The sequence below is a fragment of the Tepidamorphus sp. 3E244 genome (assembly GCF_046159835.1).
In the GTDB taxonomy this organism is placed as follows: Bacteria; Pseudomonadota; Alphaproteobacteria; order Rhizobiales; family Tepidamorphaceae; genus JACKJK01.
Map to the genome: position 1 here is coordinate 1,165,132 of NZ_JBJXCY010000001.1, position 26,381 is coordinate 1,191,512.

The following is a 26,381-nucleotide window of genomic DNA, read 5'->3' on the forward strand; positions in this document are numbered from 1 at the left end:
GCAGTCATCCGTCTCTTGGCGCGCGCAATCTGCGGCGCGGACGCTCAGGAGATCACGAGAAGCGGCTCGCCGTATTCCACCGGCTGGCCGTCCTCGACGAAAATTTCACTGACCGTGCCGGACTTGGTGGCAACGATCGGGTTCATGGTCTTCATCGCTTCCACGATCAAGATCGTCTGGCCTTCGCGCACCGTGGAGCCAACGTCGACGAACGGGTCGGCGCCGGGTTCCGGCGCGCGGTAGGCGGTGCCCACCATCGGCGAGGTCACGGTGCCCGCAGCGGGCTTGTCGCTGGCCTTGGCTGCCGGTTCGCCGGGCGCCGCCGCGGCAGGCGCGGGCGCTGCAACCGGAGCCGGCGCAGCCGCTGCGACCGGGGCCGTCACCGAAATCTGCCGCGCGACGCGAATGCGCACGTCCTTCTGTTCGACTTCGATTTCGGTCAGGTCGGTTTCGGTCAGGAGCGCCGCGAGCTCGCGGATCATATCCTTGTCGATTTTCTGATCGTCTTTCGACATGAAGAATTCCCTGTGCACGCCGCTTGAACCCCGGCGGCCGTGTCTGTGAATGCCTTGGCGTCCCCCGACGCGAAAACGGCATTCCCGCACCCGCGATATAGCGGATGCAGCACGGCTATAACAACCGGAGTGGATTAGCCTGTGGAAGGAACCGGCGCAAGCGCGCAGGTCTATCACCCGCGCCGGTCGCTGGAAGTGGCGGTTTCTAGCAGACCTGGCAGCCGTTTTCGCGAACGTTGGCGATCTGCTTCTTCAGTTCCGTCAAGGGCGCAAGGCCGACAAGAACCTCATCGCCGATGACGTAGGCCGGCGTGCCGTTGATGCCGAGGTCGTCAGCCAGCGAATGGGTGCCGCGCAGCGTCTCGATTGCCGCCGGGTCGGCCATGTCGGCTTCCAGCTTGGCCATGTCCGCGCCGAGGTCCTGCGCGATCTGCAGTGCCGTGGCCTTGTTCGCACGCCCCTGATGCATCAGCAGCTTGTCATGGAAGGGCATGTAGAGGTTCTGCTTTTCCATGGCGATGCCGACCAGGGCTGCGTCATAGGATTCTTCGCTGAGAACCGGGAATTCCTTGAACACGACCTTCACGTTCGGGTCCGATTCGATCAGCTCCTGGATGTCGCCGAGCGCGCGCTGGCAGTAGGGGCAGTTGTAGTCGAAGAACTCGACGATGGTGACGTCGCCTTCCGGGTTGCCGGCCACGTGGTCGGCCGCGGACGAGAAGATCAGGTCCTTGCGCTCGGAGATCATGCCCTTGCGGCGGTCGTTCTCGGCTTCAGAGCGCTTCTGCTCCAACGCAACCGAAACCTCTTCGAGAATTTCCGGGTTGTCGATCAGCGTCTCGCGCACGAGGCTGCGAACCTCGTCGCGCTGGGTGTCGTTGAGCGCGATAATCTGCTCGCTCGGTGCGCCGGTGTCCATGTCGTCGGCGTTCAGGTTTGCAGCGGCGAGATAGCCGCCGACGCCGAAAACGGCCGCTATGGCGGCGCCGGTCACGATTCCCTTGATATCCATGTCTGTCGAATGCCTTTCAATGTCGGCGCATGCCGCGCCGCGTCAATCTGGTTGTCTGGTGTTCTCAGCGTTCCGGCGGGCGAAACTGGAGAATGTCTTCCGCGCGCAGCCACACCGGTGAGCCGGTCTTGGCTCCCTGCTTTGCACGCGATGCGAACTGCTTGGCCTGGTCGAACTCGCCGTTGGCCATGGAGGCTTCGGCTGAGGCGAGGTTGGCCTCGGGAATGCGGCCTAGCTTGCCGTAGGCGCGCGCGAGGTAGGTCTGGGCATCGGCGTGGTCGCGCTGCGCCTGCGTCACGCGGGCAAGCTCCTGCACGGCGTTGTTGGCAAGGCTGGCATCGCCGGTGACGACATAGGCCGCGCCAAGCGCCACGCGCAGCGAGGTGTCGTTCGGCGCAAGCTGGACGGCGCGCTGCAGCGGCCTGATGGCCTCGCGCGGCTTGCCGGACGCGGTGAGAATCTCGCCCTTCATCTCGTGGAAATAGGGATAGTCGGGCATTGCGCTCAGCAGCTGGTCGATGCCGCGAACCGCGCCGCGATAATCGGAGCTGCGCATCTGCACGATGGTGCGGGCATAGAGCGCGGCGAGGCTGTCGTCACTGCGCGGGTAGCGCCGCTTCACCGTGTTGGGGTGATCCATGTAGGCGGAAACCTTCGCCCGCATCAGGTCGTGGCGAAGTTGCAGGTACTGCGAATCCTTGGCGTTCCAGTACGGGCTGTTGCGCGCAGAGTCCGATAGCGAGGCAATGCGGTCACGCGGCATCGGGTGGCTCTGCGCATAGGGGTCGACATAGCGGGAGGTGAAGATCTGCTGGTCGGCGAAGCGCTCGAAGGTCTTCACCATGCCCTGCGCGGACTGACCCGTCGCGTTGAGGAAGTTCAGGGCCGCGCGGTCGGCGGCCTGTTCCTCGCCGCGCTGATAGGAAAGAAGCGTGCGCTGCAAGGCGTGCTGGCCGCCGGTCATGATCGCGCCGGCCGCTTCGCCGCTGCCCGCGGCAACTGCAGCACCCGCCAGGATCATCTGCAGGATCGTGATCGCGGCGGCAGCGCGCATCTCGTTGCGCAGGCGGGCGAGGTGCCCGCCGTGGATATGGCCGATCTCGTGCGCCAGAACGCCGATGATCTCGTTCGGGGTTTCCGACTGCTGGAGTGCGCCGACATTCACGAAGATGCGCCGCCCGTCGATGACGAAGGCGTTGAACTGCTTGGAGGGCACCAGGTAGATCGTCAGATTGCTGCCGCCCATGCCGGCCGCGCGCAGGATCGGCGCGGTGTACTCGCGCAGCAGCGACTCGATCTCCGCATCGCGCACGAAGCGGATGCCGCCTTGCGCGCTGGCAGGGGCAGGGAGGCTGGCTGCGAACATCGCCACGGCCAGCATCACGGCGGTGAAGCGGCGGGCGAATGCGCGCATTGCTGCGGCAGTCGCGCCTGCGGCTGGAAGATGTGGCCGTTGGGTCATCGCTTGTGTCGACAAGGGTTCCGTCCCGGTTAGACGATGCGAAACTAGGAATGCGCGCGGTCCCGGTCAAACGGCAATCCATCACACTTGTGCGATGGCGGCTGCGGCATGACGTCCGCTTGTCGCAGTGTTTGACTTCGCAGCTTCGCTGTGGTGCCTGCGCGAGAATTGTCATCGGGCAGGATTTTGTCGCCAACGTGGCGGCGTGCTGCCATTTTTCGAGCCTTGGGAAGTGCCATGAACGCCTCAAATCCCGGTCCCGGCGTCTCGCAACGCGGCGATGTCGATCCTTTCATCGCGATGGACATCCTGCGTGAGGCCTATCGCCGCGAGGCTGCCGGTGCCGATATCTGCCACATGGAAGTCGGCCAGCCGGCTGCGCGCGCACCACGCGCGGTGCTGGAGGCCGCCGAACGCGCGTTGCGCGATGGCCCGCTTGGCTACACCGAGGCGACCGGCCTGCCGCAGCTTCGCGAGCGCATCGCCGAGCACTATCGCAAGGTGCACGGCGTGGAGATCGCGCCAGAGCGCGTTATCGTTACGCCCGGCTCATCGGGCGGGTTCACGCTCGCGTTTCTTTCGCTGTTTGAAGCCGGCGACAAGCTGGCGCTGGCATCGCCCGGATACCCGGCTTACCGCAATATTCTCAAGGCGTTGAACATCGAGGCCGCCTGGCTGGAAACCCGCGAGGAAGACCGCTGGGCACCGACCGCGAACGATATCGCCGAACTTCACCAGAGCGCTGGAATCAAGGGCCTGCTGCTGGCAAGTCCCGGCAACCCCACGGGCACGGTGATCGAGCCCGACAGGCTGGCCAGCATCTGCCGCACGGCGCGTGAACGCGGCATCCGGCTCATTTCCGATGAAATCTACCATGGCCTGACATACGGCGCGCAGGCCGACACTGCGCTGATCCACGACGCGGACGCGATCGTGGTGAACTCGTTCTCCAAGTACTACTGCATGACGGGCTGGCGCATCGGCTGGATGATCGTGCCGCAGGACCTCGTGCGCACCATGGAGCGGCTGGCGCAGAACCTGTTCATCTGCCCGCCGGCCATTTCACAGCTCGCAGCGGTTGCCGCCTTCGATGCGACCGACGAACTGGAGGCGAACAAGGCGGTCTATTCGCGCAACAGGGAGATGCTGGTCGAGCGCCTGCCGCAGATCGGTATCTCGCGCTTCCTGCCCGTGGACGGCGCGTTCTACCTCTATGCCGACATCGGCGATTTCACCAATGATTCCATGGATTTCGCCAACCGTCTCCTGGCCGAAGCCGGGATTGCCGCAACGCCGGGGCTGGACTTCGACCCGTTCAACGGTGACCGGTTCCTGCGGCTGTCCTTCGCGGGCTCCAACGAGACCGTCGAGAAGGCCATTCACAAGCTTGACGGCTTCCTGAAAAACCAGCGCTGAAATGAAACGGGCCGGCGTGAAGCCGGCCCGGATTGATTTCTTATTCTGAACCGCCGCGCAGTGCGCGTTGCCACCAGCCCTTGCGCACGGGCTGCGAAGGCTCGTCCTCGGCTGGTTGATCGACTGCCGGTTCAGCCTCGCTCGCAGGCTCTTCCGCGTGGCCGTTGGGGGCGTCTGCCGCCACCGGCTCTTCAGCGGCCTGTGCTGCGACGGGTTCTTCTTCGCTTTCAGGAGCAGGCGAGGGCGCGTCGTCAATGGCCGGCTCTTCAGACACGGCCTCGGCAGACACGGTTTCCTCTTCCACCGCCTTCTTGGAGCGGCGCGAACGACGCTTCGGCTTGGGTGCCTCTTCCTCGGCTGCGGGAGCAGTACCATCGCTCTCAGTGGCCTCGGCAGCTTCGACGGCCGCCTCGCCATCGCTGGCAGGGGTCGCGTCCTCGGCGTCCTTCTTGCGGCCCCGGCCGCGTCCACGGCGCGAAGGCTTCTTCTTCTCTTCGCCGTCGGCTGCGGCAGCCTGTTCGTTGTCGCTCGGCTGGGCGGCGTCGTCGACCTCGTCCGGCGTCTCGCCATCGCTCACGGCAGAGCCGCTATCGTGCTGGCTGTTCTGATCGCTCTGCGCGTCCCCATCCTGGGCCTGCGCATCGGCGTTCTCGTTGTTATCGGCATTCTGGCCGCGACGGCGGCGACCGCCACGACGGCCACGACGCCTGCGGCGGCGGCCGCCTTCGCGCTCCTCGCCATTGTCGTCGCTGTCGTCGCTCGCCTGGGAGGCGTTGTCGGACTCGTTTTCGTCGTCGTCTTCATCGTCGGACTCGTCCGCGTTTGACGCCGAAACCTCTTCATTCTGCGCGTTGTCGTCCTCACCACCGCGACGCCGCCTGCGGCGACGACGCCTGCGGCCCGAACCATCGCTCGACTGGTTGGTGTCCTCGTCCTCGCTCTCGGCCTCCGCGATGGGCGCGCCGTCAGTGGTGACGACACGCGCCTCGGCACGGCTTTCCTGGCGGGACGGTGCGTGGCGCTCCATCGTCATCAGAGTGTTGACGAGGCTGTCGTCGCCCAGCACCGAAATGCGAACGCCAAAGCGCTGTTCCAGTTCGAACAGGTGATCGCGCTTCTGGTTGAGGATGTAGAGAGCCGCTTCTGCCCGCGTCGTGACATTGAGGTCGGCGGCGCGCTTGCGCAACTCGTCCTCTATGGCGCGCAGCGCGTGCAGCGCAACAGAGGCGGTGGAGCGAACGATGCCGCTGCCGGCGCAATGGGCGCACTGCTCGAAGCTGCCTTCCATGATGCCGGAGCGGATGCGCTGGCGCGACATCTCCATCAGGCCGAAATGGCTGATCCGCCCGACCTGGATGCGGGCACGATCGGACTTGAGGCACTCCTTGAGCTTGCGCTCGACGGAGCGGTTGTTGCGCTTCTCCTCCATGTCGATGAAGTCGATGACGATCAGCCCGGCTAGGTCGCGCAGGCGAAGCTGGCGCGAGATTTCCGCCGCCGCTTCCATGTTCGTCTTCAGCGCGGTGTCCTCGATGGAATGCTCGCGCGTCGCCTTGCCCGAGTTCACGTCGATGGCGACGAGGGCTTCCGTCTGGTTGATGACGATGTAGCCGCCCGACTTCAGCGTCACTTCGGCGCTGAACATCGCGTCGAGCTGGTTCTCCACCTGATTGCGGATGAAGATCGGCTCATCTTCCTTGTATAGCTGAACATTCTTGGCATGGCTCGGCATGAGCATGCGCATGAAGTCCTTGGCCTCGCGGTAAGCCGCTTCGCCGGACACCTGGATCTGGTCGATGTCCTTGTTGTAGAGGTCGCGGATGGCGCGCTTCACGAGGTTGCCTTCCTCGTAGACAAGCGTCGGCGCCATGGATTCAAGCGTCAGCTCGCGCACGTTCTCCCACATCCGCATCAGGTATTCGAAGTCGCGGCGGATTTCCGGCTTGGTGCGGCTGGCACCTGCGGTGCGCAGGATGACGCCCATGCCCTGCGGCACTTCCAGTTCGCGGGCGACTTCCTTCAGCCGCTTGCGGTCGGATGCCGAGGTGATCTTGCGGGAGATGCCACCGCCGCGCGCGGTGTTGGGCATCAGCACCGAGTAGCGTCCGGCCAACGACAGGTACGTGGTCAGCGCTGCGCCCTTGTTGCCGCGCTCTTCCTTGACGACCTGAACCAGCAGCACCTGCTTGCGCTTGATGACTTCCTGGATCTTGTAGCTGCGCCTGCGACGCGGGGCACGGCGCGGAAGTTCCTCCAGCGCGTCCTCGCTGCCGACGGATTCGACATTGTCGTCTTCGGAGACTTCGACGATCTCGGCCGGGCGGTCGTCGCCGTCCTCGCCATCGTTGTCGGAATCGCCTTCGCCGTCGTAGGCATCTTCGCTGAGGCTGTCGTCGGACGCGGCCGCCGCGGCGCTCGCATCGTCGTCGCTGTCACCATTGCCGTCGTCGTCTTCTCGGGCGTGGTCTTCGCTCTCCTCGTCGATCAGCGCCTGCCGGTCGGCAAAGGGGATCTGGTAGTAGTCCGGATGGATTTCGCTGAAGGCGAGGAACCCGTGACGGTTGCCGCCGTAATCGACGAAGGCAGCCTGAAGGGACGGTTCGACCCGCGTTACGCGGGCGAGGTAGATGTTGCCGCGAAGCTGCTTCTTGCTGGCGGCTTCGAAATCGAATTCCTCGATCCGGTTGCCGCGCGTGACCACGACCCGGGTTTCCTCCGGATGCGTGGCGTCGATGAGCATCTTGTTTGCCATGTGAATCGCTCGGTTGAGCCGCTGGTCGCGATGGCGGTCGCCCATGCGTCGGGGTTACCCGGCGGGGGCCGCAGGTCGGACATGCGGATTGTGCTGAAAGGAGTGCAGCGTTCGGGGCCACGGCTTTCGCCGCGCCGCGCTGCCATACGATAAGCGCGCTCTCCCGCAGTACCGGCAAGACTTTGCTCCGGACTGCGGTTGATCTGTGATGTTGGGCGCGCGCCGAACATTTGGAGTTGTTCACCCGGTTGGCGACAGGACCGTGCAAACCGGCACGACTGTCGGAAATTCGTTCCGGTGCGCACGATTGAAGTGCGGCACCGCATCGTGGGGTGAGATTACGTCGCTTCGGACACTCGACCTTGCGGCCCTCACGAGCCATGTCGAGCCGGTTCGAACGGACCCCGCACCCGGAAAATCCGGCTGACGCGGGAATGGGCGTGCCTTGGCAACGACCCTGCGTCTGCTGCCCGTGCTGCTATCATTCCAGAACCTGTTAGGATCGGGAGCCGGTGGCGGTTCGGACGCTTGTCGACCGAAATCCGACGGCAACCATCAGGCTGCGAAGAACACGCACAGGTCAGGCGACGCGAAACAACAATCGATTCGAATTCAGCGTTGTCGCTACGCGACGGAAACTTACCCAGACTGCCTATATCAAGGCTGCACGCATATTTTGCAAGCAAATTGATTGAGCAGCCGCAGCGTCAACCAGAGCAGTCAAATCAGGCAATTTGTTGCATTCGTGCATCGCGAATGAAGAAATTTCGCTCGATCCCCGTTGGAAAGCCAAGGTTAACGATATCCAACTTTAATGGCCACAGGCATTCGGCTAGCCTTCAACAGGCCTTTCGTTGGCACGACGAAGACGGCGTTGCAGGCTGAAGCTGGCAACTGACGGGGCAGAGTTTATGCTGAAATTCGGGACGGGGACGCGGCTTATCCTGGCTGGTTTGCTGGCAATCGCCGCAAACACGGTCGGTTTTGCCGGTTTCCCGGTGCAGGCCCAGGAACGCGCCGCACTGCCGGTCGCCCGCGAGGCGCGCCTGGCCGGTGACGAGGAGCGCACCCGATTCGTCATGGACGTCGACCGCATGGTCGCGTTCCGCATTTTCGCACTGCCCGATCCCTACCGTGTCGTGATCGATCTGCCCGAGCTCGACTTTGCCGGTGCCGATGGCATCGAAAACGAGGGCAGGGGCCTCGTCAGCGCCTATCGCTATGGCAAGTTCGCGCCCGGCAAGTCGCGAATCGTGCTCGACGCGAATGGTCCCTTCAAGATCGACAAGTCCTTCGTGCTGGAGCCTGTCGACACGCAGCCGGCTCGCCTCGTCATTGATCTGGTGCCCGCGAGCCACCGCGATTTCATTCGCGACATTGCGCTCGCCCCCGCGCCCGAAGCCGACAAGTCGGTCCCGGCTGACATTGCCAAGGCGACCGAGACGCCGCTGATGCCGGTGCCGCCCGGTGGCGCTGCCGGCCGCAAGCCGCTGATCGTGGTCGATGCCGGCCACGGTGGCGTCGATCCCGGTGCCAAGGGCAAGAGCGGCACGCTCGAAAAGGACATCGTGCTCGCGGTTGCGAAGAAATTCGCCGAATCGCTGGAGCTGACCGGCCGCTACCGCGTGACGATGACCCGCGAGGACGATACGTTCGTTCGTCTAGGCGACCGCGTCCAGATTGCCCGCGAGGCTGAAGCCTCGCTGCTGATTTCGATCCACGCCGATGCGATCCGCTATGCCGGAATCAGTGGCGCAACGGTCTACACCCGGTCCGACAAGGCCTCTGACCGCGCGTCCCAGATGCTGGCTGACCGCGAAAACCGCGCCGATCTCATCGCCGGTGTCGACCTGTCGGAGGAGAGCGACGAGGTCGCCGGTATTCTGTTCGACCTTGCACGGCGCGAAACGCGCCATTTCTCGACTCTGTTCGGGAAGGGGCTCGTCGACCAGTTCCGCGGCAAGGTGAAGCTGATCAAGAATCCGCTGCGCTCCGCGCGGTTCCACGTGCTTGGCGCGCCGGATGTTCCCTCCGTTCTGGTGGAAATCGGCTACCTGACCAACGAGCGCGACGAGAAGGTGATGAAGTCCGACGAGTGGCGCGAAAAGGTCGTCGGCGCGATGGTTGAATCGGTGAACAACTATTTCGGGCGCGGCGTTGCTCAGAAAGTTAATTGACGCGCAGTGCGTCCGCGGGTCAAACCCACGCACATGTCCTGTCGTCCCTGCCACGAAACCGGCCCGATTTGCGGGCATGCTCGGCAGCATCGACGGCAATTCCTGCAGACGGCATCGACATGCCGGAGGCGAATGGCGCAATCCGGATCGCGCCGATCGGTTTCCGGGCATGGCGGTCTCGTCCGCGTGTAACAAGACGGCAAACGGCTGATGCTTTTTCGCTTTTTCGGATATCTGTTCGCGCTTGGCGTGGTGGTGTTCATCATCGCGGCCGGCGGCGTCGGATACGTGATCTGGAAGGTCTCTGCGGACCTCCCCGAGTACGCGGCGCTGCAGGAGTACGAGCCGCCCGTCATGACGCGCGTGCACGCCTCGAGCGGCGAACTGCTGGCGGAATATGCGACCCAACGCCGCCTCTACCTGCCGATCCAGGCCATTCCCGACCGGGTCATCCAGGCGTTCCTGTCGGCTGAAGACAAGAATTTCTATTCCCATATCGGCATCGACTTTACCGGTATCGCGCGCGCCGTCGTCACCAATATCCAGAACTTGCGCGCCGGGCGCCGGCTTGTCGGCGCTTCGACCATCACCCAGCAGGTCGCCAAGAACTTCCTGCTCACCAACGACCGCACCTTCGAGCGCAAGCTCAAGGAAGCGCTGCTCGCGTTGCGCATCGAACAGGCATTCACCAAGGACCAGATCCTCGAACTCTACCTCAACGAGATCTTCCTCGGCCTCGGGGCCTATGGCGTCGCCGGTGCCTCGCTCCAGTACTACGGCAAGTCCGTGCACGAGCTGACCATCGACGAGGCTGCCTATTTCGCAGCGCTCCCCAAGGGCCCCAACAACTACCACCCGTTCCGTCACACCGAGCGCGCCATCGAGCGCCGCAACTGGGTGATCGACAACATGGTGGACAATGGCTACGTGAACTACGGGGAGGGCGAGGAAGCAAAGAAGCGCGACCTCAACGTCACGCCGCGCGCCAGCGGCGCGCAGATCGTGGCGTCCGCCTATTTCGCCGAGGAAGTGCGCCGCGAGATCCTTGAGCGCTACGGTAGCGACAAGCTCTACGAGGGCGGCCTGTCGGTCCGCACGACCGTCGACCCCAAGCTGCAGTACGAGGCGCGCACCGCGCTGGTGGCGGGCTTGCGCAGCTACGATCGCCGCCGTGGTTATCGCGGCCCGGTCGCGACCGTCGACCTGACCAAGGACTGGGGCGCGGCCGTCGCCGATATCGACGCGCTCGACGACATCGAGCCGTGGCGCATGGCCGTCGTCATCAATATCTCCGACGATGAGGCGACCATCGGCCTGCGTCCGGAAATCCTGCCTACCCAGCGCGTCTCCACCAAGCGCGAGGTCGGTCGCATTCCGCTCGAGGAAGTGAAGTGGGCCAAGTGGACCAATGGAGAGCGCAAGGGCCGCGCCATCCGCACCGTCGGCGATGTCCTGTCTCCCGGCGACGTGATATACGTGAACACGCTGAACGAGGACGAGGGCACCTACACGCTTGAGCAGGTGCCGGAGATTTCCGGCGCCATCGTCGCCATCGACCCGTGGACGGGCCGCGTGCTGGCGCTTGTCGGCGGGTTCTCCTACGACCAGAGCGAGTTCAACCGGGCGACGCAGGCGATGCGCCAGCCGGGTTCGTCGTTCAAGCCGTTCGTCTACGCAACGGCGCTCGACAACGGCTATTCGCCGGCCTCGGTCGTCATGGATGCGCCCATCGAGTTCCGCATCGGCGGCAAGACATGGCGTCCGCAGAACTATTCCGGCAAGTACTACGGCCCTTCGACGCTGCGCACCGGCATCGAGAAGTCTCGCAACGTGATGACCGTGCGCCTTGCGCAGGACCTCGGCATGCCGCTCATCACCGAGTACGCGCGCAATTTCGGCATCTATGACGATATGCTCCCCGTTCTCGCCATGGCGTTGGGCGCAGGCGAGACCACCGTGCTGCGACTGACGGGCGCCTACGCGATCCTCGCCAATGGCGGGCGCAAGGTGACGCCGACCCTGATCGACCGCATCCAGGACCGCCAGGGCAAGACCATCTTCAAGCACGAAGAGCGCCAGTGCCCGGACTGCCGCGCGACCGAATGGCGCGAGCAGGAAGAGCCGGAGATCGTCGACAACCGCCAGCAGGTTCTCGACCCCTATACGGCCTACCAGGTCACCTCCATGATGGAAGGCGTCGTCCAGCGCGGCACGGCCACCAAGGTCAAGGTTCTGGAGCGCCCGATCGCCGGCAAGACCGGCACCACGAACGACGAGAAGGACGCCTGGTTCGTCGGTTACGCGCCGGACCTCGTCGTCGGTGTCTTCGTCGGCTTCGACACGCCCAAGCCAATGGGCCGCGGCATGACGGGTGGCCAGTTGGCTGCGCCGATCTTCATCGACTTCATGAAGGAAGCGCTCAAGGGTGAGCCGCCGGTTCCGTTCCGCGTACCGCCGGGCATCAACTTCATGCCGATCGACCGCCAGTCCGGCCTGCGCACGGCTGCCGGCAATGGCGGCGCGATCATGGAAGCGTTCAAGCCGGGGCAGGAGCCGCCGTCGAACTATTCCATCATCGGCTATGCGGATGAGTACGGGAATCCGATCGGCAATTCCGATGCCGGACGCGCGGTCACGCAGGGCACTGGCGGCCTATACTAGCGGTCGCCGCAGCCCGCGCTCGATCCCGCCTGCCGGACCATCCACGATGACGGTTTACGCAAAGCCCGGCCTCGGCTAGGGTCCGCGCCCGGCTGCGCGAGTTCTTCGCTGAAAGCCTGTCAATCCAAGGAGACACGCCAGACATGCGTGCGGAATTTCAGTCCATGGTGGACGAGATACGCGAGTCGGTCACGCTCCTGAGGAGGCATCTTTGACTGGGATGCCGCCCTCAAGCGTCTCGAAGACCTGAACGCGCAGGCCGAAGATCCCGATCTGTGGAACGACTCCGAAGCGGCGCAAGCGACCATGCGCGAGCGCCAGCAACTCGTCGACCATATCGACAGCATTAAGAGGTTTCAGCAGGAGCTGGACGATGCGGTGACGCTCATCGAGCTTGGCGAAGAGGCTGAGGACGATGATACCGTCAACGAAGGCGGTGCCGCGCTCAAGAACCTGCTCAACACCGCGCAGAAGCGCCAGGTGGAGACGCTGCTGTCCGGCGAGGCCGACAGCAACGACACCTATCTTGAAGTCCACGCCGGTGCCGGTGGCACGGAAAGCCAGGACTGGGCCGAGATGCTCATGCGCATGTACCAGCGCTGGGCCGAGCAGAGCGGCTACAAGGTCGAGGTGATCGGCGTGGCCTACGGCGAAGAAGCGGGTATCAAGGCCGGTACGCTGCTCATCAAGGGCCACAACGCCTACGGCTGGGCGAAGACAGAATCGGGCGTGCACCGGCTGGTGCGCATCTCGCCTTATGATTCCAACGCCCGCCGCCACACGAGTTTCGCGTCAGTCTGGGTCTACCCGGTGGTCGATGACACCATCGAGATCGACATCGCCGAAAGCGATGTGCGCATCGACACCTTCCGTGCGTCGGGTGCCGGCGGCCAGCACGTCAACACGACCGACAGTGCGGTGCGCATCACGCATATACCGACCAACATCGTCGTGCAGTGCCAGAACGAGCGCTCGCAGCACAAGAACCGCGCGACCGCGTGGGCGATGCTCAAGGCCCGTCTGTACGAAGCGGAGTTGAAGAAGCGGGAAGAGGAGGCGATGGCCTCCGCGGCATCCAAGACCGAAATCGGCTGGGGCCACCAGATCCGCTCATACGTCCTCCAGCCCTACCAGTTGGTCAAGGACATGCGCACGGGCGTGGAAAGCACCAACCCGCAAGGCGTGCTGGATGGCGACCTGAACGAGTTCATGGAAGCTGCACTCGCCGCGCGTGCCTACGGGACGGAAAAGCAGGTCGAGGATATCGACTAGGAATCGAGGCGGCGCCCGGCCCGGATGTATGTCAGCGGGTTGCGGGCGTTGCCGTTCCGGCGCACTTCGAAATGCAGGTGCGGTCCGGTGCTGCGCCCGGTGCTGCCCACCTTGCCGATGGGGTCGCCGGGGGCGACGGTGTCACCAAGTTTCACGTCGATCTTGCTCAGGTGCGCGTAGCGCGTGACCAAGCCTTCGCCGTGGTCGATCTCCACAACCTTGCCATAACCGCCGAGCCGTCCGGCGCGCACGATCTTGCCTGCGCCCGATGCAGCGACCTGCTCACCACGGCGGGCGCGGAAATCGAGGCCCTGGTGCATGGCGGGCTTGCCGAGGAACGGGTCGACGCGCGGACCGAAGCCGCTGCTGATGGAGGCGTTCGCGCCAACCGGGCGACGCACCGGCAGGCGATTGACGATGTGGCCGATGTCGCTGAGGCGCGCGAGCGTCAGTTCGACACCTTCAATGCGGGTCTCGAAGGCATAGATGGCAGCACTCGTTCCACTCAGAAGCGGGACCATCGGGCCACCCTGGCCGGTGCTGTCGTGGCCGCGTCCGGGAACCGTGATGCCGAGCGCGCGCGGCACGGAGGCCAGGCGCGAGTGGCGGCCCTCGACTTCCTTTTCCATGCGGTCGAGCACTCCGAACTGGCGGATGGCGAGGGCATCCAGGCGCGCGTTGAGGATTTCGATGCGCTTCAGCGCGGGTTCTTTTTCATCGCGCAAAGCGGTTGCCAGTTCCGCGCGCACATCGCGCACGAAACCGTACAGCGGATGCATCCGGTTGGCATTGGCGGTGTCCAGCACCTGCGGCTTGCCTGGATTGAGCGGTGCAACCTTGGACGGCACGAGATCGTCGGCGGCGAGCTTGAAGATGATGCCGGATTCTTCCAGGTCGTCGGCGGTTGCCGTCAGCCTGTCGTGGCGCGCGATCAGCGAGTAGAGCCGTGCGTCGATCTCGTTGACGGCTGCGCTCACCGGGCTGGAGGCAAGCGTGTCGTCGATCCGAAGACGCAGTCCCGCGACCTGCGGGTTCTCGACCGGTGCGCTCAGCGTATCGACGCGCGCGGTGATCCGCCGTGTCGTCGTGGAAGCGTTCTCGACGGTACCGGACTTGACCGACACGACCTTGACGTTCGCCGGGATCACATCGTCCTGCAAACCGAGATTGGCGACGGCAAAAACGGACCCGAGCGCTGCGGCGGTTGCGAACACCGCCCATGCCATGACGGCGCTGCCGCGCCTTGGCTCCCGTGGCTTCGGATTTCCGGTGGTCCTGCTTGGGCGTGTGTCTTTCGTCACGATTGCTCGAACGCTCACTCACATTGAACTTGAACGGTTCGATTATGGATCGGTTAGGGTTAATTTTTGGGAAAAGAGCGGCGGTTTCTGCACCGGCCACCCGCGCGACCTGCGCGTACTGGAGGGATCGCCCGTCACACCCGGCGCATTGGGATTGTGCTAACCACTCCGGCGAATCGTGCGGCTTCAAACGCACGCCGTGCACGATTTGCAGACGGTTCGACCCTATATCTGCTCGCATCAGACGTTTTCGCCTGGGAGCCACTCGTGACCGACCGCCGCTACTACGCCATCTACAACGAGAACGCGGGCCGCAGCCGCGCAGATGCGTTGGCGCGGTTCCGCAAGTTCTTTCCCTCTCGCGGCCTGCAGGCGCAATTTTCCACCGCCGATGGCTGCAACTGGGATGATGTGCGCAAGGACATCGCCGAAGGGCAGGACGTGCGCTTCGTGGTCGCAGGTGGCGACGGCACGCTGCGCCTCGTCATGGAGCGGCTGTGGGAGCGCGACCTGCTCGACAAGGTGACGATGGCCTTCGTGCCGCTTGGCAGCGCCAACATCGCAGCTCTCTGCCTCGGCCTACCGCGTGCCTTGCCGCGCGCGCTGGAGCTTGCGATTTCCGGCACGCCGCGCGCGGTCGATATAGGCCTCATCAACAACCGCCACGTCTTCTTCATTGCCGCGATCTTCGGCGCCGTGTCGGAAGTCACGGTGAATGCCCGCCGCTCGCTGAAGCAGCGCTTCGGGGGGCTGGCCTACCTGCTCAGCATCGACCGGCTGCTGCGCAACGATTATCGCGGCAGCGAATTCCAGCTGTCCTACGATGACGGGGCAGGCGACCGGCAGGAGATTTCCAGCCACTCGATGATCGTCTGCAACCAGTTGAGCTTCGGGAGGCTGAAGCCGGCCCGCGCCGTGCTGGCCGACGACAAGCATCTCGACTTCTTCACCCTGCACAACACGCGGTTCTGGGGCCTCGTACCGGCGCTGTGGGATTACTTTCGTGGCAAGGCGGACAGCCGCGTCCTGCGCCACCGCCCGTTCGAGCGCGCGGTCTGCAAGTTGCAGGGCTTCAAGGGCAGCGTTCATCTCGACGGAGACAAGTGTGTCGAGATCGGTGACACGGTGGACTTCCGCGTGATGCCGCACATGGCGCGCATCGTCTGCTAGGCGTCACGGACGCCTCTCGATCCCTCGCGAAGATCTGTCCTGGCCGCGCCTAGCTGGCGGGGGAAGCGGCAATGCGCTCTCCCGCCGTTTCGGCTTCCGGCTCCAGGTAATCGGCATCGAGGTCGATGTCGTTCCAGCGCACATCATCCTTGAACAAGCCGAAGATGTCGCCCGTCGTGAAGCGCTTGGGACCGTCCACCACCTCGAACAGCGATTGCCCGTGGCTGGCAGTGATGGTCTGCTTGTCGAAGCCCATCAGCTCAAACAGCGTCGGCGAGATCTGGAAGTGGTCGGTGTTGGCATGGTTGCGTGCCGCAGCCTCGCGAAGGCGAGCTTCCAGGGCGGCATCCTGCGTGATCGCCATCATCGGCACGAAGGCCTCGCGCGGGTCCGGGTCCTCGACGGTGCAGTGGGTCAGCCGGCCGGTCTGGAAGTTCTGGGCGTGGTCGGAGGTGTAGAGCACCAGCGTGTCGTCAAGCTTCGCATCGGCGAGCAGCTCGGCGAAGAAGCGGTCGACGTTCCAGGCCACGTTGTTGCGGTAGGAATTGACCAGCGTCTGCGTCGTGCTCTTGGCAAGACTGCTGTCGACGGGCGTGAACTTGGCTTCCGTCGCGGGATAGCCGTGATCGTAGGGGAAGTGCGCGCCGTTCTTGTTGGCGTAGATGAAGACCGGTTCGCCGCCGGCAATCTCTTCTTCCACCACCTTCAGCAGCTTGAAATCGAGGTCGGGGATCGCACCTTCGCCGAGCATCACGACGCGGTCGATATCGCCGGTCTCCGCCACGGTCATGAAGTTCTGGAGCCGCGAGGCGTTCTTGTTCACCTGCGCCTGCGCGTCGATGAAGACGGTCCGGTAGCCGGCAGCCTTGGCGTATTTCCAGATCGAGGCGTTGGTGCGCAGCGATCCCGTCACGTCTTCGCGCTTCGCGCCAAGGCGGATGAGGGCGTTCGAATAATGGCTGCAATTGCCGCCAGACGCCGCAGGGCCGAAATCGATGAAGCGGTCGGCATTCGCCGCCATTTGCGGCGTGTAGGGGTTGCCCGGACGCCAGTCGATATAGTCGCCGCGCACGCTCTCATCGACCAGCAGCACGATATTGCGAATCGCGGGCTTGCCCGTGGGCATCGGCGCTTCGGCCTTGTGGTCGACGCCCTCCTGCCCGGCGAGCTTGCCCAGCGTCACGGCGCTGACGGCCAGCGGCGCGAAGTGCTGCGGCATGGCCTGCGAACCGCCGCCTTCCTTCAGGAAGACGATGCCGCCGACAACGAGGATCGGCATGGCGGGGGCCCAGCACAGGAGCTGAGTCGCACGGCGGAAGAAGGTGCGGCGCGGGGCAGGCCACAGCACAATGGCCGCCATGGAAAACACGAAGATGACCAGCGGCCAGCCGGCGGCCTGCAGGTACTGCTCTGCGGCGCGGCCAGCCTCGTGGCGTGCCTGGATCAGCGACACCACGTCGAAGGGGCCGATCTCCGATCCGCTGACCTGGTAGTAGAACTGCGAGGCGGCGGCCGAAACGGACAGCAGCAGCGCCCAGAACCAGCGTACTATGCGGTTTGGCTGCATCGCGGCCAGCAGCAGGCACACCATCGATGCGGCCCATATCGCCAGGAAGATCACCAGGTGCACAGGGCGGCCCTGTTCGATCAGCAGGTGAACGCGCGGCAGGAAGCCGATGGTGGTGGCGAACACGGCGACGGCGAGGGCAAACAGCGCGAACGGCCAGCGCACGCGCCACCAGGGGCTGCCCTCCGGCAGGTTGCGGTCACGGTACTGATTGTTGTCGAAAGAATTCATGTCTGTCCCCAAAGCGCCGTCAGCGTCTTGTGTTAACGATTACATGCCGTCGAGATGCCAGTTGCACGACAAAACAAATCCAACTCGGCCCTCAACGCAAGGAATTGGCGCGTTTAGCTTCTGGTAAGCTTAACGATGCAGGCCCGATTGCTGAGCGAGCCGCGGCAAACAGGCCCCAGATGAGGGCTGCGAGAAGGTAGAAGTGCCGCCAGTGGTCGGTGTCGATCACGAAGCCTTCCATGCAAAGCACGCTGAACGTCGCGAAGGCGGCAATCGCGTAATGCTGGTAGGGCGAGCGGCGCAGCGCGGTCATCAGGCCTGCGGCCAGCGTTGTGGCGACGAAGCCCAGATAGGCAAAACCGCCGAGCCAGCCGTAGGACGCGAAGGCGTTGACGTAGACGTTGTGCGGCTCTTCGCGGAAATAGTCGCGAAACTGCAGCGGGCCGAAGCCGTTGGGCCGGCTGGTGAGTTCGGGGATGGCGACGGTCAACTTGCCGAAGCGGCCCATCGCGCCGCCGTCATAGTTCTGGACGAGCTTGGCGCGCACTTCGAACAGCTCGGCGACCTTCGGCACGCTCAAAAGCGCGCCCAGCACCAGCGCCGCGGCCACGATGGCCCCGACCGCCGACAGCAGGATGCGAACGCGCGCGCCTTGGCTCGGGCTGGTGACGAACAGCAGCCAGCCGAATAGCGCAAACGAGACAAGCGTGTGCCCCCAGGCGCCGCGCGAGAAGGACAGCAGGATCGCGATGAGGATCGGCGCGAGCAGGCCGGCGCAGAAGATCACTTTCGGCAGCGACCCGCGCAGGATGCCGTGTGCCAGCAGGAGCGCCGGCATGACGAGGAACGGCGCCATCACGTTCGGGTCCTTGAAGGTCCCGCGTGCACGCGCGTTCTGGCTGAAGAGATCGCCGAGGCCCGCCACGTCGAAATAGCCGAGGATCCCCGCCACCGCCGTCAGCAGGGCCGCCGCGATATAGGCCGTGGCGACAACGTTCATCCTGCGCGGGTCTTCCGCCACGACGAGTGCGGCGATGATCGTCGTCAGCCCCAGATAAGCCGAAACCGCGACGAATTTCTGCGCCTCGAATTCCGGCTCCGTCGTGCTGAGCGAGATCAGACCGCCGAGGTTGAAAACCGTCAGGAAGATCAGCGGCACGAGGATCGCGCGTGGCACCGCCATGCCGCGCACCGCGACAACCAGTGTCAGGACGAGGAACGCGAACTCGTACGGGGAGGGCTCGATGAAAGCCAGGGCCCCGCAGGCAATCGTGACCCACAGCACCAGGGGCAAAACGCGGCCTGCGAGAAATCGCAGGCCGCGCATCACATCGGGTTGCTCGTGGGCAATCGCGGTCAATAGGCGCTCCGCGTATCCATCAGCGAGACCGGCGTCATGGCGAGGATGTAGATGTCGAACCAGATCGACCAGTTCTCGATGTAGTAGAGGTCGTGCTCGACGCGCCGCTGGATCTTCTCCTGCGTGTCCGTCTCGCCGCGCCAGCCATTGACCTGCGCCCAGCCGGTGATACCGGGCTTCACCTTGTGGCGGGCGAAATAGCCGTCGACCACGTCATCGTAGAGGCGCTCGGCCGCCTTCGCCTGCACCGCATGCGGGCGCGGGCCGACGAGCGAAAGCTCGCCGCGCAGCACGTTGAACAGCTGCGGCAGCTCATCGAGGCTCGTCTTGCGGATGAACTTGCCGACGCGGGTGACGCGCGGATCGTCCTTGGTCACCAGCTTCACCGCGTTGGCATCGCAGCGGTCGGTGTACATGGAGCGGAACTTGTAGACCTCGATCAGCTCGTTGTTGAAGCCGTAGCGCTTCTGCTTGAAGAACACCGGCCCCTTGCTTTCAAGCTTCACCGCAGCCGCGACGGCCAGCATGACGGGGGATGCGGCGATCAGGATCAGCGCGGCGACGACCCGGTCGAACACGTTCTTGACGGCAGCGTCCCAGTCCGCGAGTGGCTTGTCGAAGACGTCGAGCATCGGCACCGTGCCGACATACGAATACGAGCGTGGGCGGAAACGAAGAGCATTTGTGTGCGCCGACAGGCGGATATCGACCGGCAGCACCCACAGCTTCTTGAGAATATCCAGCACGCGGCTTTCCGCCGTCAGCGGCAGCGTCACGATGAGGATGTCGATGGCCGCGTGGCGGCAGAACTCGACCAGTTCATCCACCGTGCCGAGCTTGGGGTAACCGGCGACCTTGGCGGGCGAACGATCGTCGTTGCGGTCATCGAAAATGCCGCAAATCTCGATGTCGCTCTCCTTGGATGTCTCCAGCGCCTCGATCAGCTGCGCGCCGCGCTCGCCGCCACCCACGATGATGGCGCGGCGGTCCAGCCCGTGCTGGTCCGAGATGTGGCGCACGACCGGCACCAGCAGCGCGCGGATGCCGATGAGCGCGCCAAGGCCCATGCCGAACCACAGCATGACCCAGCCGCGCGAATAGTCGTCACCGATCTTGAATACGAAGGCGATGGCCGTGAGCAGCGCGAAGGTGGAAATCCAGACAATCACGATCCGCGCGGTGCTGCTCATGAAGGCGCGGAACGCGGGAATGGAGTAGATGCGCACGAGTTGCAGCGAAACGGCAGCAATTGCCGTGCCGACGCTTACCGCCGTCAGGTAGGTCGTGACCGCGACATCGGCGCTGTGCAGGTAGAACGCGAAGGACAGCGCGGCCGTCACGAGGATTGCGAAGATCTCGATGGCGCGAACCGCGCCGATGAGCAGGATCGGCGAGAAGCGCTTGCTGGACGCCGCTTCCGCTATGCGCTGCACGACGGGGCTGAGTTCGACCTTGTCGCGCAGCCGGCGGCGGGACCCGGCGGAACCGGTATCGGCGACCGATGACATGAGGATTTGCCGGGAGATATTGTCGCTGTCGCTCATGGTCCTGCCATTTCACGGTTTCATCTGACCGCGTTGAATTCCGTTTTGAACGGATGAGGCTTAGCAGGATCGGCTCAACAAGCGTTTAACCGACGCGTTGAACGTAGCGTTAATTCAGGCCCTTGCAGCCCCTTCGCGGTAGCCCGACAGGATGGATTCGGTCATGGCGTGGACGGTGAAATGCTCCGCGATGCGGGTCTTCAGGGCATCCGCGTCGGCCTGCGCCTTGGCCGAGCACTTGAAGCACCGCGCAATGGCTTCGGCGAGGGCTTCCGGGTCGTCAGCCGGCACCAGCCGGTCCGTCAGGTCCGCGAAGATCTCCGTCATGCCGCCGACATTGGTCGCGATCAGCGGGCGGGCCAGCGCCGCAGCTTCCAGCGCCACGTAGGGCAGGGATTCCTTGCGCGACGACATGACGACGTTGCGCCCGCGCGCAAAGGCGCGCTTGGCGGGTTCGGCGGGCACGAAGCGGATCTGCTCACCCAGCGGCGCGGCTTGCGCGCGCAGGGCTGCCTCATCCGGCCCGCTGCCGACCAGCGTGAGCGTGGGGCTGACACCGCGATCGGCGAGCCGCAGGAAGGAATCGACGAGCACGTCGAGACCCTTCGCCTCGCGCAGTTCGCCAAGATGCAGGAAGTCGGTCGCGTCCTCGTCAAGCGGGATCGGCTCGAAATCGCTGTCGCGCACGCCGTTATGCACCACCTTGGCAAGGCAGGGCGGCTCGCCGCATCGGTCCCGGAACACGTCCAGCCCGTAAGCGCTTTCAAACAGCAGCACGCCGGTGCGCTGCGCGAGCCAGCCTTCAAGGCCCATGTAGACGCGGTTCTGCATCGAGCCGGGCTTGTAGTTGAGGCTGCCGCCGTGGGGCGTGTAGGCGCTCGTCGCCGTGCCGGTGCGCGACGGCAACGGCCACATGCGCGCATACATGCCGCCCTTCGCGCCGTGTCCGTGGACCACATCCGGTTGAATTTCGCGCATGACCGCGCGCACCCGCATGGCGGCAGACAGGTCGCCGAGGCCCGGCATGCGGGAAATCGGGAAGCGCGTGATGCCGAGTTTCAGCTTCGGCTTGAGCGCATCCAGCATGTCTTCGCCCAGTTGGCCGCCGGTTGTGGAATCGCAGACGATGCCGACTTCATGGCCGAGGTCCGCCTGCTCGCCGGCAAGGTCGACCACGTGGCGGAACAGGCCGCCAACAGGCGCGCGAAAGCAATGGACGATGCGCAGCGTCCCGGGCAGGTCGTTCGTCATGCTCAGAACCAGCGCTCTTTCACTTCGACGGTGTCACCGGGGAGGATCGGAAAATTGAGCGGCACGAATTCGCTCATCAGCACCCCGTCGATGTTGCGGGTGAGGATGACGAAGTCCTTTTTGGCGCGGGGCGAGAACCCGCCGGCCACGGCAACCGCCGTCTCCACGGTGAGATTTGAGACGTAGGCGAACTGGCCGGCCTCGTTGACTTCACCGAGCACGAAGAAGGGGCGGTAGCGTTCCACCTCCACCGAGACGTTGGGATCGCGCAGGTAGCGCGCCGCCAGCCGGCTGGTGATCTCGCCCTCGATCTGTTTTGCCGTGCGGCCACGGGCACGCACGCTGCCCACGAGCGGCATCGCCATCGCGCCGCTGTCGTCCACCGTGTAGCTGTTGGTGAGGTTTTCCTGGCCGAAGACGATGACACGAAGCCTGTCACCGGCATCCAGCCGGTACGGCTCGCTGAAAGCCTGCACAAACCTGTGGTCGACAGCCGGCTTGGCCGTGCAACCGGCAACGGCAAAAACCGCTGCAAGTAACGCCAGACGCAACAACACTCGACCGGATACGATACGCATGAAAAAATCCCCGGACACCCGAACTCATTGCCAATTTCTAAGCGATCGTGGTTAAGAAAAGCTGACCCGGGCGCAGGGTTAACGCGTTCGAAACCATAATCGGGCTTTTCTCACTGTCGAATGTACACGTGAGAGGTTCGGCGACATGGATGTGAACACACAGCCCCCGGCGGCAGGCAGCCGGCCCGGCGGCGAGGTGACCGTTCACGGGATTTTCGGCGCGTTGGGACGGCGCAAGTCGTGGGTCATCCTGCCCACGCTGCTGGCGTTCTGCGCGGCAGTCGCGTTCGTTCTCGTCACGCCGCCGGCCTACCGGGCGGATACGACCATCATCGTCGAGCCGCAGGAAACCTCGTTCACCCGGCCGCAATCCTCCGGCCAGAACCAGCAGCCCTCCGTCGACAGGGAAGCGGTAGCGAGCCAGGTGCAGGTCGTGCGCTCCATCGACGTCGCCAACATCGTCATCGACCAACTCAACCTGGATGAGCGCGCCGAGTTCAACCCCGCGCTGCGCCCCGCCGGCATCATGTCCATCATCAGCTCGATCCTTGGCGGCGGCAGCAACAAGGATGACGAGCGCAAGGCGGTGCTGCGCGAGTATTTCAAGCACCTGTCGGTCTACGCGGTGAACGACACCCGCGTCATTTCCGTCATGTTCTGGTCGCGCGACGATGAACTCGCAGCCGACGCCGCCAACGCGGTCGCGCAGGCCTATCTCACGGTGCAGCGCGAAAGCACCGCGCAGGCAACCACCGACGCCCGCAGTTGGCTCGAAACCCAGATCACAGACCTGCGCACCCGTGTTGAAGGGGCCGAGCGGGCCGTTGAAACTTACCGCGCCGAAAAGGGACTTTTCGCGTCAGGCGACAGCCGCGACGAGTCGACGCCGGCCATGTCGCTGCAGGGACGCCAGCTTTCGGAACTGTCCACGCAGTTGACGCAGGCGCGCGCCCAGCGCTCCGACGCGCAGGCACGTGCACGCATGATCCGTCAGCTGATGGACAACGGACAGGCGGTCCAGGCGCGTGAAGTATCAGGTTCGGTGCTGATCCAGCGCCTGCAGGAAGAGCGCGTCCGCCGTGCCTCCCAGATCGCGGAACTGTCGTCCACGCTGCTGCCCGCGCATCCGCGCATGAAGGAACTGAACGCTCAGCTTCGCAATCTCGACCGCCAGATCGAGGTTGAAGTCGAGAAGATCGTCGCGGGCCTCGAGAACGATGCCGCGGTCGCGGCAGCCCGCGAGATGCAGATCGAATCCAGCATCGAGGGACTGAAATCCGACGTCGCCGTCGACAATGCCAGCGAAGTGGAATTGCGCGCGCTGGAGCGTGAAGCCAAGGCGCAGCGTGAACTGCTGGCCGCCTACCTGACACGCTACCGCGAGGCGGCAGCGCGGTCCGACAACGAATTCGCGCCAGCCTATGCCCGCATCATTTCACGCGCCACCGTGCCTCTGAAGCCGTATTTCCCCTCAAAGACCGGCATCCCGCTGCTGGCGACCATCGCCGCCTTCGTCGTGTCCGCCGGCCTCGTCATCACGCTGGAACTGGCCTCGGCCTATTCCATGGCGCCTGCTGCGCGCAACGAGGACTACTATTACGCCGAAATAACGCGCCGCGAACCGGTTGTCGCTGACGCTGCTCCCGCGCCGCGCACCACCTCGCCGTCTGTGGATGCCGTGCCTTCCTTCGATGAGGTCGAGCCGCCCGCGCCACAGGTGCAGCCGGAACCGGTTTCGGAGGCTCCCGTTGCCGTCGCAGTTGCGACCCCGGTTGCCGCACCGCGCGAAGAGCCGGTCAACGCGAGCGAACCCGACGACGCCATCGCCGACGAACCGAAGGTCGAGCCAGAGAGCCAGCCGGAACCCGAAGCCAAGAAGGGCAGGGGGCCGATTGCCGCCGCCATGCGCCGTGCCGCCTCGCTTCTGACGGCTGGCGCTGCGACTGATGGCGAGACGCAGGAACCGATGCGCAAGGAACCTGTTGTGACTGTGCCGTCCGCCGCCATCGAGACTGCGGCTGCCGTTGCCGTGCCGCAGGCTGACGCCGAAGACGCAGATGCCGAGGCCGCGCTGGCCGCTGAGCAGGTTGAGAAAGCCAAAGTGGTCGAAGCGCAGGTCGCCGAGGCGCAAGGCGCCGCCGAACCCGAGCAGCCGGCAACGCAAGACGACGCCGAAACCGAGCGCGCATCCGAAATCGCCATCAGCGTTCTGCGCGACGACGTGAACATGGATGATGTGGACGTGGAGGCCGTGGAGGCTGCCGCAGAGCCGCAACCGGGCCTGCGCGCCACCATCATGGTCATCACCTCGATTGGCGACCAGTCGGTGCCTTTCGCAACCGCCTTGATCCATGCGCGCCAGACCGCGGCGAAGGGCCAGCGGGTCATCGTCATCGATACGAGCGAGGGCAATCCATCCGGCGCAGACAAGCTTCGCCGGGCAAGCGGTCCCGGCTATTACGACGTGATCGAAGGCCGTGCCGACCTGGCCGACGTGATGTTCCGCGATCCCGCCAGTTCTCTTCACGTGATCGGCGCAGGCAGTTCCGAAGCCGCGCCGGACATCGAGGGGCACACCGCCCGCATGACGCTGGATGCGCTCGCCAAGGCCTATGACCTGGTGGTCGTTGCCGCACCCGCCGTCTATTCCGCAACGCTGGTGCCGTTTGCCGACGAGGTGGCTGTCGTCAGTCCGCCGTCCGTTCCCGGTGAACTGGCAGAGGAATTCGCGCAGATGCTGGCCGACGTGACGGACGCAACCGTCGACATCGTCGAGCCGGAACCCGAACGCGGCGAAGCGACCAGCGATTTCGAGGACAGCGTCGCCTGATCAGGCAGCCTGGCCGGACGCGAACCGCGTCTGCATCCGCTGTATGGCCTGTGTCAGCTTCGGCGAGCGCTTGATGACGTTCTTCAGACCCAGAATGCCGCGCTGAAGCGGGCCGGCAAGGACCTGTCCGCGTACGGTGAACGCCTGGACACTGTCGAACAGCGGTTCGTCGTCGTGGCACCAGCGGCGCTTGTACTCGCCTGCGCCGACGCCGAAGTCGATCGCGTCTAGACCGCGCTCGATATAGTGCTCCAGCAACTTGGAAATGAGGATTTCACCGGGCGATGAATGCGCAAAGCGCGCGGCATCGACCGAGATGAACATGCCCGCCGCGCGGCCATTGCCAACGGCGCAGCCGAAGGTCGCGGCGATCTCGTCGCCGGCGCGCAGCGTGAAGATTTCGATACCGTTGTCCCCGTCGGACGGATCCGTCAGGGCGGCCTGCGACAGGAAGTCGATCACGTCCTGGCGCGAAAACAGCAGCCGGTCGGGGCGATAGATATCAAGCTGGTGCTTGTGGCTGCGCAGCGCGGCAAGGGCCTGCGCGCAGTCCTCCGGGTTGAGAGCGCGCACGAGGCGAACCTCGCCGTGCTCGTTTTCCAGCTTGCGCAGTTTCTTGCGCATCTTCTTGCGCGAAAACCGGCCGCGAAGCCGTTGCAGCAGCGCTTCGCTGTCATCCTGCAGTCGAACCGTGTGGCACGGGCTGGCAGACGACGTCGTGCGCAGAGCAATGAGCGGATTGACGAATCCGTTGAAGCGTTCCGGCTGGTTGTGCAGGACGGCGACATCGGCGCCCGAGGCACGACCGGCGGCATCCATCAGGGCGCGCCAGTCCTTCGGCTTGAGCAGATCGGCGGCGCTGCGCGAATGAACGCCCATGGCGTAATTGGCATGCTTGCCGCCGAGCCAGCCGAGGCTCGGCATCGCGAAACAGTTGCAAAGGCCCAGTGGCCACACGAAAGCGGCATCGCCGGCTTCAGTGCGCGCACTGACGATGCGAAGCTGAATGCCTTCGTGCTTGCCCAGCAGCGTGTACCAGGCCTTGAGGAACCGCGGGTGCTGATAGGGCGTCATGGCGGGATCGGCTGCGGACAGCTCGTCCCAGACGGCGGCGGCACTTTCGAAGCTGTCATGCACGCTGAGCGCCCAAGTGCCCGCGCTGGTCTTCACCTGCACGGTGACGGGAAAGCGGTTCGACGCCTTTGCCTCATCGGCAACGCGCGCGCAGTCGTCCGCAGGACACGCGCCGAATTGTTCCGATTGCTGCATTTGCCACATCACG

17 protein-coding genes are annotated in these 26,381 nt (G+C 64.6%); 6 read left to right on the top strand and 11 right to left on the bottom strand.

Features of this window, described 5'->3' with window-relative positions:
- Positions 1-44: 44 nt before the first annotated feature.
- From accB to ACKTEK_RS05560, 3 genes are all read right to left on the bottom strand, one after another.
- Positions 45-515 carry an acetyl-CoA carboxylase biotin carboxyl carrier protein gene (gene accB / locus ACKTEK_RS05550; protein ID WP_409164246.1) on the bottom strand — a complete coding sequence of 157 codons (471 nt, stop codon included), beginning with the start codon at positions 513-515 and terminating at the stop codon, positions 45-47.
- Positions 516-720: 205 nt separating this feature from the next.
- Complete coding sequence (locus tag ACKTEK_RS05555; protein ID WP_409164247.1) at positions 721-1,527, bottom strand: DsbA family protein; 807 nt, start codon at positions 1,525-1,527, stop codon at positions 721-723.
- Between the two features lie 64 nt (positions 1,528-1,591).
- Positions 1,592-2,941: a M48 family metalloprotease gene (locus tag ACKTEK_RS05560; RefSeq protein WP_409164248.1), complete on the bottom strand. Its 1,350-nt coding sequence runs from the start codon at positions 2,939-2,941 to the stop codon at positions 1,592-1,594.
- Between the two features lie 285 nt (positions 2,942-3,226).
- Between ACKTEK_RS05560 and ACKTEK_RS05565 the strand changes: the two genes are divergently transcribed.
- Positions 3,227-4,405 carry a pyridoxal phosphate-dependent aminotransferase gene (locus ACKTEK_RS05565; protein WP_409164249.1) on the top strand — a complete coding sequence of 393 codons (1,179 nt, stop codon included), beginning with the start codon at positions 3,227-3,229 and terminating at the stop codon, positions 4,403-4,405.
- A gap of 40 nt (positions 4,406-4,445) precedes the next feature.
- On the opposite strand, the gene ACKTEK_RS05570 is transcribed toward ACKTEK_RS05565, so the two are convergent.
- A complete protein-coding gene (locus ACKTEK_RS05570; protein ID WP_409164250.1) occupies positions 4,446-7,157 on the bottom strand; it encodes an Rne/Rng family ribonuclease in 2,712 nt (903 codons plus the stop codon).
- 911 nt (positions 7,158-8,068) lie between these two features.
- Between ACKTEK_RS05570 and ACKTEK_RS05575 the strand changes: the two genes are divergently transcribed.
- The 3 genes from ACKTEK_RS05575 (at position 8,069) to prfB (ending at position 13,267) form a co-directional block, all read left to right on the top strand.
- Positions 8,069-9,334, top strand: a complete 1,266-nt coding sequence (locus ACKTEK_RS05575; protein WP_409164251.1) for an N-acetylmuramoyl-L-alanine amidase — start codon at positions 8,069-8,071, stop codon at positions 9,332-9,334.
- A 210-nt stretch (positions 9,335-9,544) separates the two neighbouring features.
- On the top strand, positions 9,545-11,995 hold the full coding sequence (locus ACKTEK_RS05580) for a penicillin-binding protein 1A (protein WP_409164252.1): 2,451 nt from the start codon (positions 9,545-9,547) through the stop codon (positions 11,993-11,995).
- A gap of 143 nt (positions 11,996-12,138) precedes the next feature.
- Positions 12,139-13,267, top strand: a protein-coding gene (gene prfB, locus ACKTEK_RS05585) for a peptide chain release factor 2 (protein ID WP_409164253.1) whose coding sequence is annotated in 2 segments (ribosomal slippage) — positions 12,139-12,207 and positions 12,209-13,267 — 1,128 coding nt in all. Because the reading frame shifts where the segments join, the coding sequence is not laid out codon by codon here.
- Here the strand turns inward: prfB and ACKTEK_RS05590 are convergent.
- Positions 13,264-14,493, bottom strand: a complete 1,230-nt coding sequence (locus ACKTEK_RS05590; RefSeq protein ID WP_409164254.1) for a M23 family metallopeptidase — start codon at positions 14,491-14,493, stop codon at positions 13,264-13,266. The two genes, prfB and ACKTEK_RS05590, sit on opposite strands and share 4 nt — an antisense overlap.
- A gap of 342 nt (positions 14,494-14,835) precedes the next feature.
- Here ACKTEK_RS05590 and ACKTEK_RS05595 point away from each other — a divergent pair, with 342 nt between their 5' ends.
- Positions 14,836-15,738 (top strand): diacylglycerol/lipid kinase family protein, encoded by a 903-nt coding sequence (locus ACKTEK_RS05595; RefSeq protein WP_409164255.1) that lies wholly within the window; start codon positions 14,836-14,838, stop codon positions 15,736-15,738.
- A 49-nt stretch (positions 15,739-15,787) separates the two neighbouring features.
- On the opposite strand, the gene ACKTEK_RS05600 is transcribed toward ACKTEK_RS05595, so the two are convergent.
- The 5 genes from ACKTEK_RS05600 to ACKTEK_RS05620 all read right to left on the bottom strand — a co-directional run bounded on the left by ACKTEK_RS05600 (position 15,788) and on the right by ACKTEK_RS05620 (position 22,269).
- Complete coding sequence (locus tag ACKTEK_RS05600; protein WP_409164256.1) at positions 15,788-17,536, bottom strand: sulfatase-like hydrolase/transferase; 1,749 nt, start codon at positions 17,534-17,536, stop codon at positions 15,788-15,790.
- Between the two features lie 91 nt (positions 17,537-17,627).
- Positions 17,628-18,896: an O-antigen ligase family protein gene (locus tag ACKTEK_RS05605; RefSeq protein WP_409164257.1), complete on the bottom strand. Its 1,269-nt coding sequence runs from the start codon at positions 18,894-18,896 to the stop codon at positions 17,628-17,630.
- Positions 18,893-20,440 carry an undecaprenyl-phosphate glucose phosphotransferase gene (locus tag ACKTEK_RS05610; RefSeq protein WP_409164258.1) on the bottom strand — a complete coding sequence of 516 codons (1,548 nt, stop codon included), beginning with the start codon at positions 20,438-20,440 and terminating at the stop codon, positions 18,893-18,895. The genes ACKTEK_RS05605 and ACKTEK_RS05610 overlap by 4 nt, the downstream gene beginning before the upstream one ends.
- A gap of 114 nt (positions 20,441-20,554) precedes the next feature.
- Positions 20,555-21,691 carry a glycosyltransferase family 4 protein gene (locus ACKTEK_RS05615; RefSeq protein ID WP_409164259.1) on the bottom strand — a complete coding sequence of 379 codons (1,137 nt, stop codon included), beginning with the start codon at positions 21,689-21,691 and terminating at the stop codon, positions 20,555-20,557.
- Positions 21,692-21,693: 2 nt separating this feature from the next.
- Positions 21,694-22,269, bottom strand: a complete 576-nt coding sequence (locus ACKTEK_RS05620) for a polysaccharide biosynthesis/export family protein (protein ID WP_409164260.1) — start codon at positions 22,267-22,269, stop codon at positions 21,694-21,696.
- Positions 22,270-22,414: 145 nt separating this feature from the next.
- Here ACKTEK_RS05620 and ACKTEK_RS05625 point away from each other — a divergent pair, with 145 nt between their 5' ends.
- Complete coding sequence (locus tag ACKTEK_RS05625) at positions 22,415-25,099, top strand: Wzz/FepE/Etk N-terminal domain-containing protein (protein WP_409164261.1); 2,685 nt, start codon at positions 22,415-22,417, stop codon at positions 25,097-25,099.
- Here ACKTEK_RS05625 and ACKTEK_RS05630 read toward each other — a convergent pair whose 3' ends face one another.
- Positions 25,100-26,368 (bottom strand): GNAT family N-acetyltransferase, encoded by a 1,269-nt coding sequence (locus ACKTEK_RS05630; RefSeq protein ID WP_409164262.1) that lies wholly within the window; start codon positions 26,366-26,368, stop codon positions 25,100-25,102.
- Between the last annotated feature and the right edge of the window lie 13 nt (positions 26,369-26,381).

Excerpts from the sequence above, each read along its gene's own strand:
- ACKTEK_RS05615 (WP_409164259.1), bottom strand. The coding sequence starts at position 21,691 with ATGACGAACGACCTGCCCGGGACGCTGCGCATCGTCCATTGCTTTCGC.
- ACKTEK_RS05570 (WP_409164250.1), bottom strand. The coding sequence starts at position 7,157 with ATGGCAAACAAGATGCTCATCGACGCCACGCATCCGGAGGAAACCCGG.
- ACKTEK_RS05630 (WP_409164262.1), bottom strand. The coding sequence starts at position 26,368 with ATGCAGCAATCGGAACAATTCGGCGCGTGTCCTGCGGACGACTGCGCG.
- ACKTEK_RS05590 (WP_409164254.1), bottom strand. The coding sequence starts at position 14,493 with ATGGCATGGGCGGTGTTCGCAACCGCCGCAGCGCTCGGGTCCGTTTTT.
- ACKTEK_RS05610 (WP_409164258.1), bottom strand. The coding sequence starts at position 20,440 with ATGAGCGACAGCGACAATATCTCCCGGCAAATCCTCATGTCATCGGTC.
- ACKTEK_RS05575 (WP_409164251.1), top strand. The coding sequence starts at position 8,069 with ATGCTGAAATTCGGGACGGGGACGCGGCTTATCCTGGCTGGTTTGCTG.
- ACKTEK_RS05560 (WP_409164248.1), bottom strand. The coding sequence starts at position 2,941 with ATGCGCGCATTCGCCCGCCGCTTCACCGCCGTGATGCTGGCCGTGGCG.
- ACKTEK_RS05600 (WP_409164256.1), bottom strand. The coding sequence starts at position 17,536 with ATGAATTCTTTCGACAACAATCAGTACCGTGACCGCAACCTGCCGGAG.
- ACKTEK_RS05625 (WP_409164261.1), top strand. The coding sequence starts at position 22,415 with ATGGATGTGAACACACAGCCCCCGGCGGCAGGCAGCCGGCCCGGCGGC.
- ACKTEK_RS05620 (WP_409164260.1), bottom strand. The coding sequence starts at position 22,269 with ATGCGTATCGTATCCGGTCGAGTGTTGTTGCGTCTGGCGTTACTTGCA.
- ACKTEK_RS05580 (WP_409164252.1), top strand. The coding sequence starts at position 9,545 with ATGCTTTTTCGCTTTTTCGGATATCTGTTCGCGCTTGGCGTGGTGGTG.
- ACKTEK_RS05555 (WP_409164247.1), bottom strand. The coding sequence starts at position 1,527 with ATGGATATCAAGGGAATCGTGACCGGCGCCGCCATAGCGGCCGTTTTC.
- accB (WP_409164246.1), bottom strand. The coding sequence starts at position 515 with ATGTCGAAAGACGATCAGAAAATCGACAAGGATATGATCCGCGAGCTC.
- ACKTEK_RS05565 (WP_409164249.1), top strand. The coding sequence starts at position 3,227 with ATGAACGCCTCAAATCCCGGTCCCGGCGTCTCGCAACGCGGCGATGTC.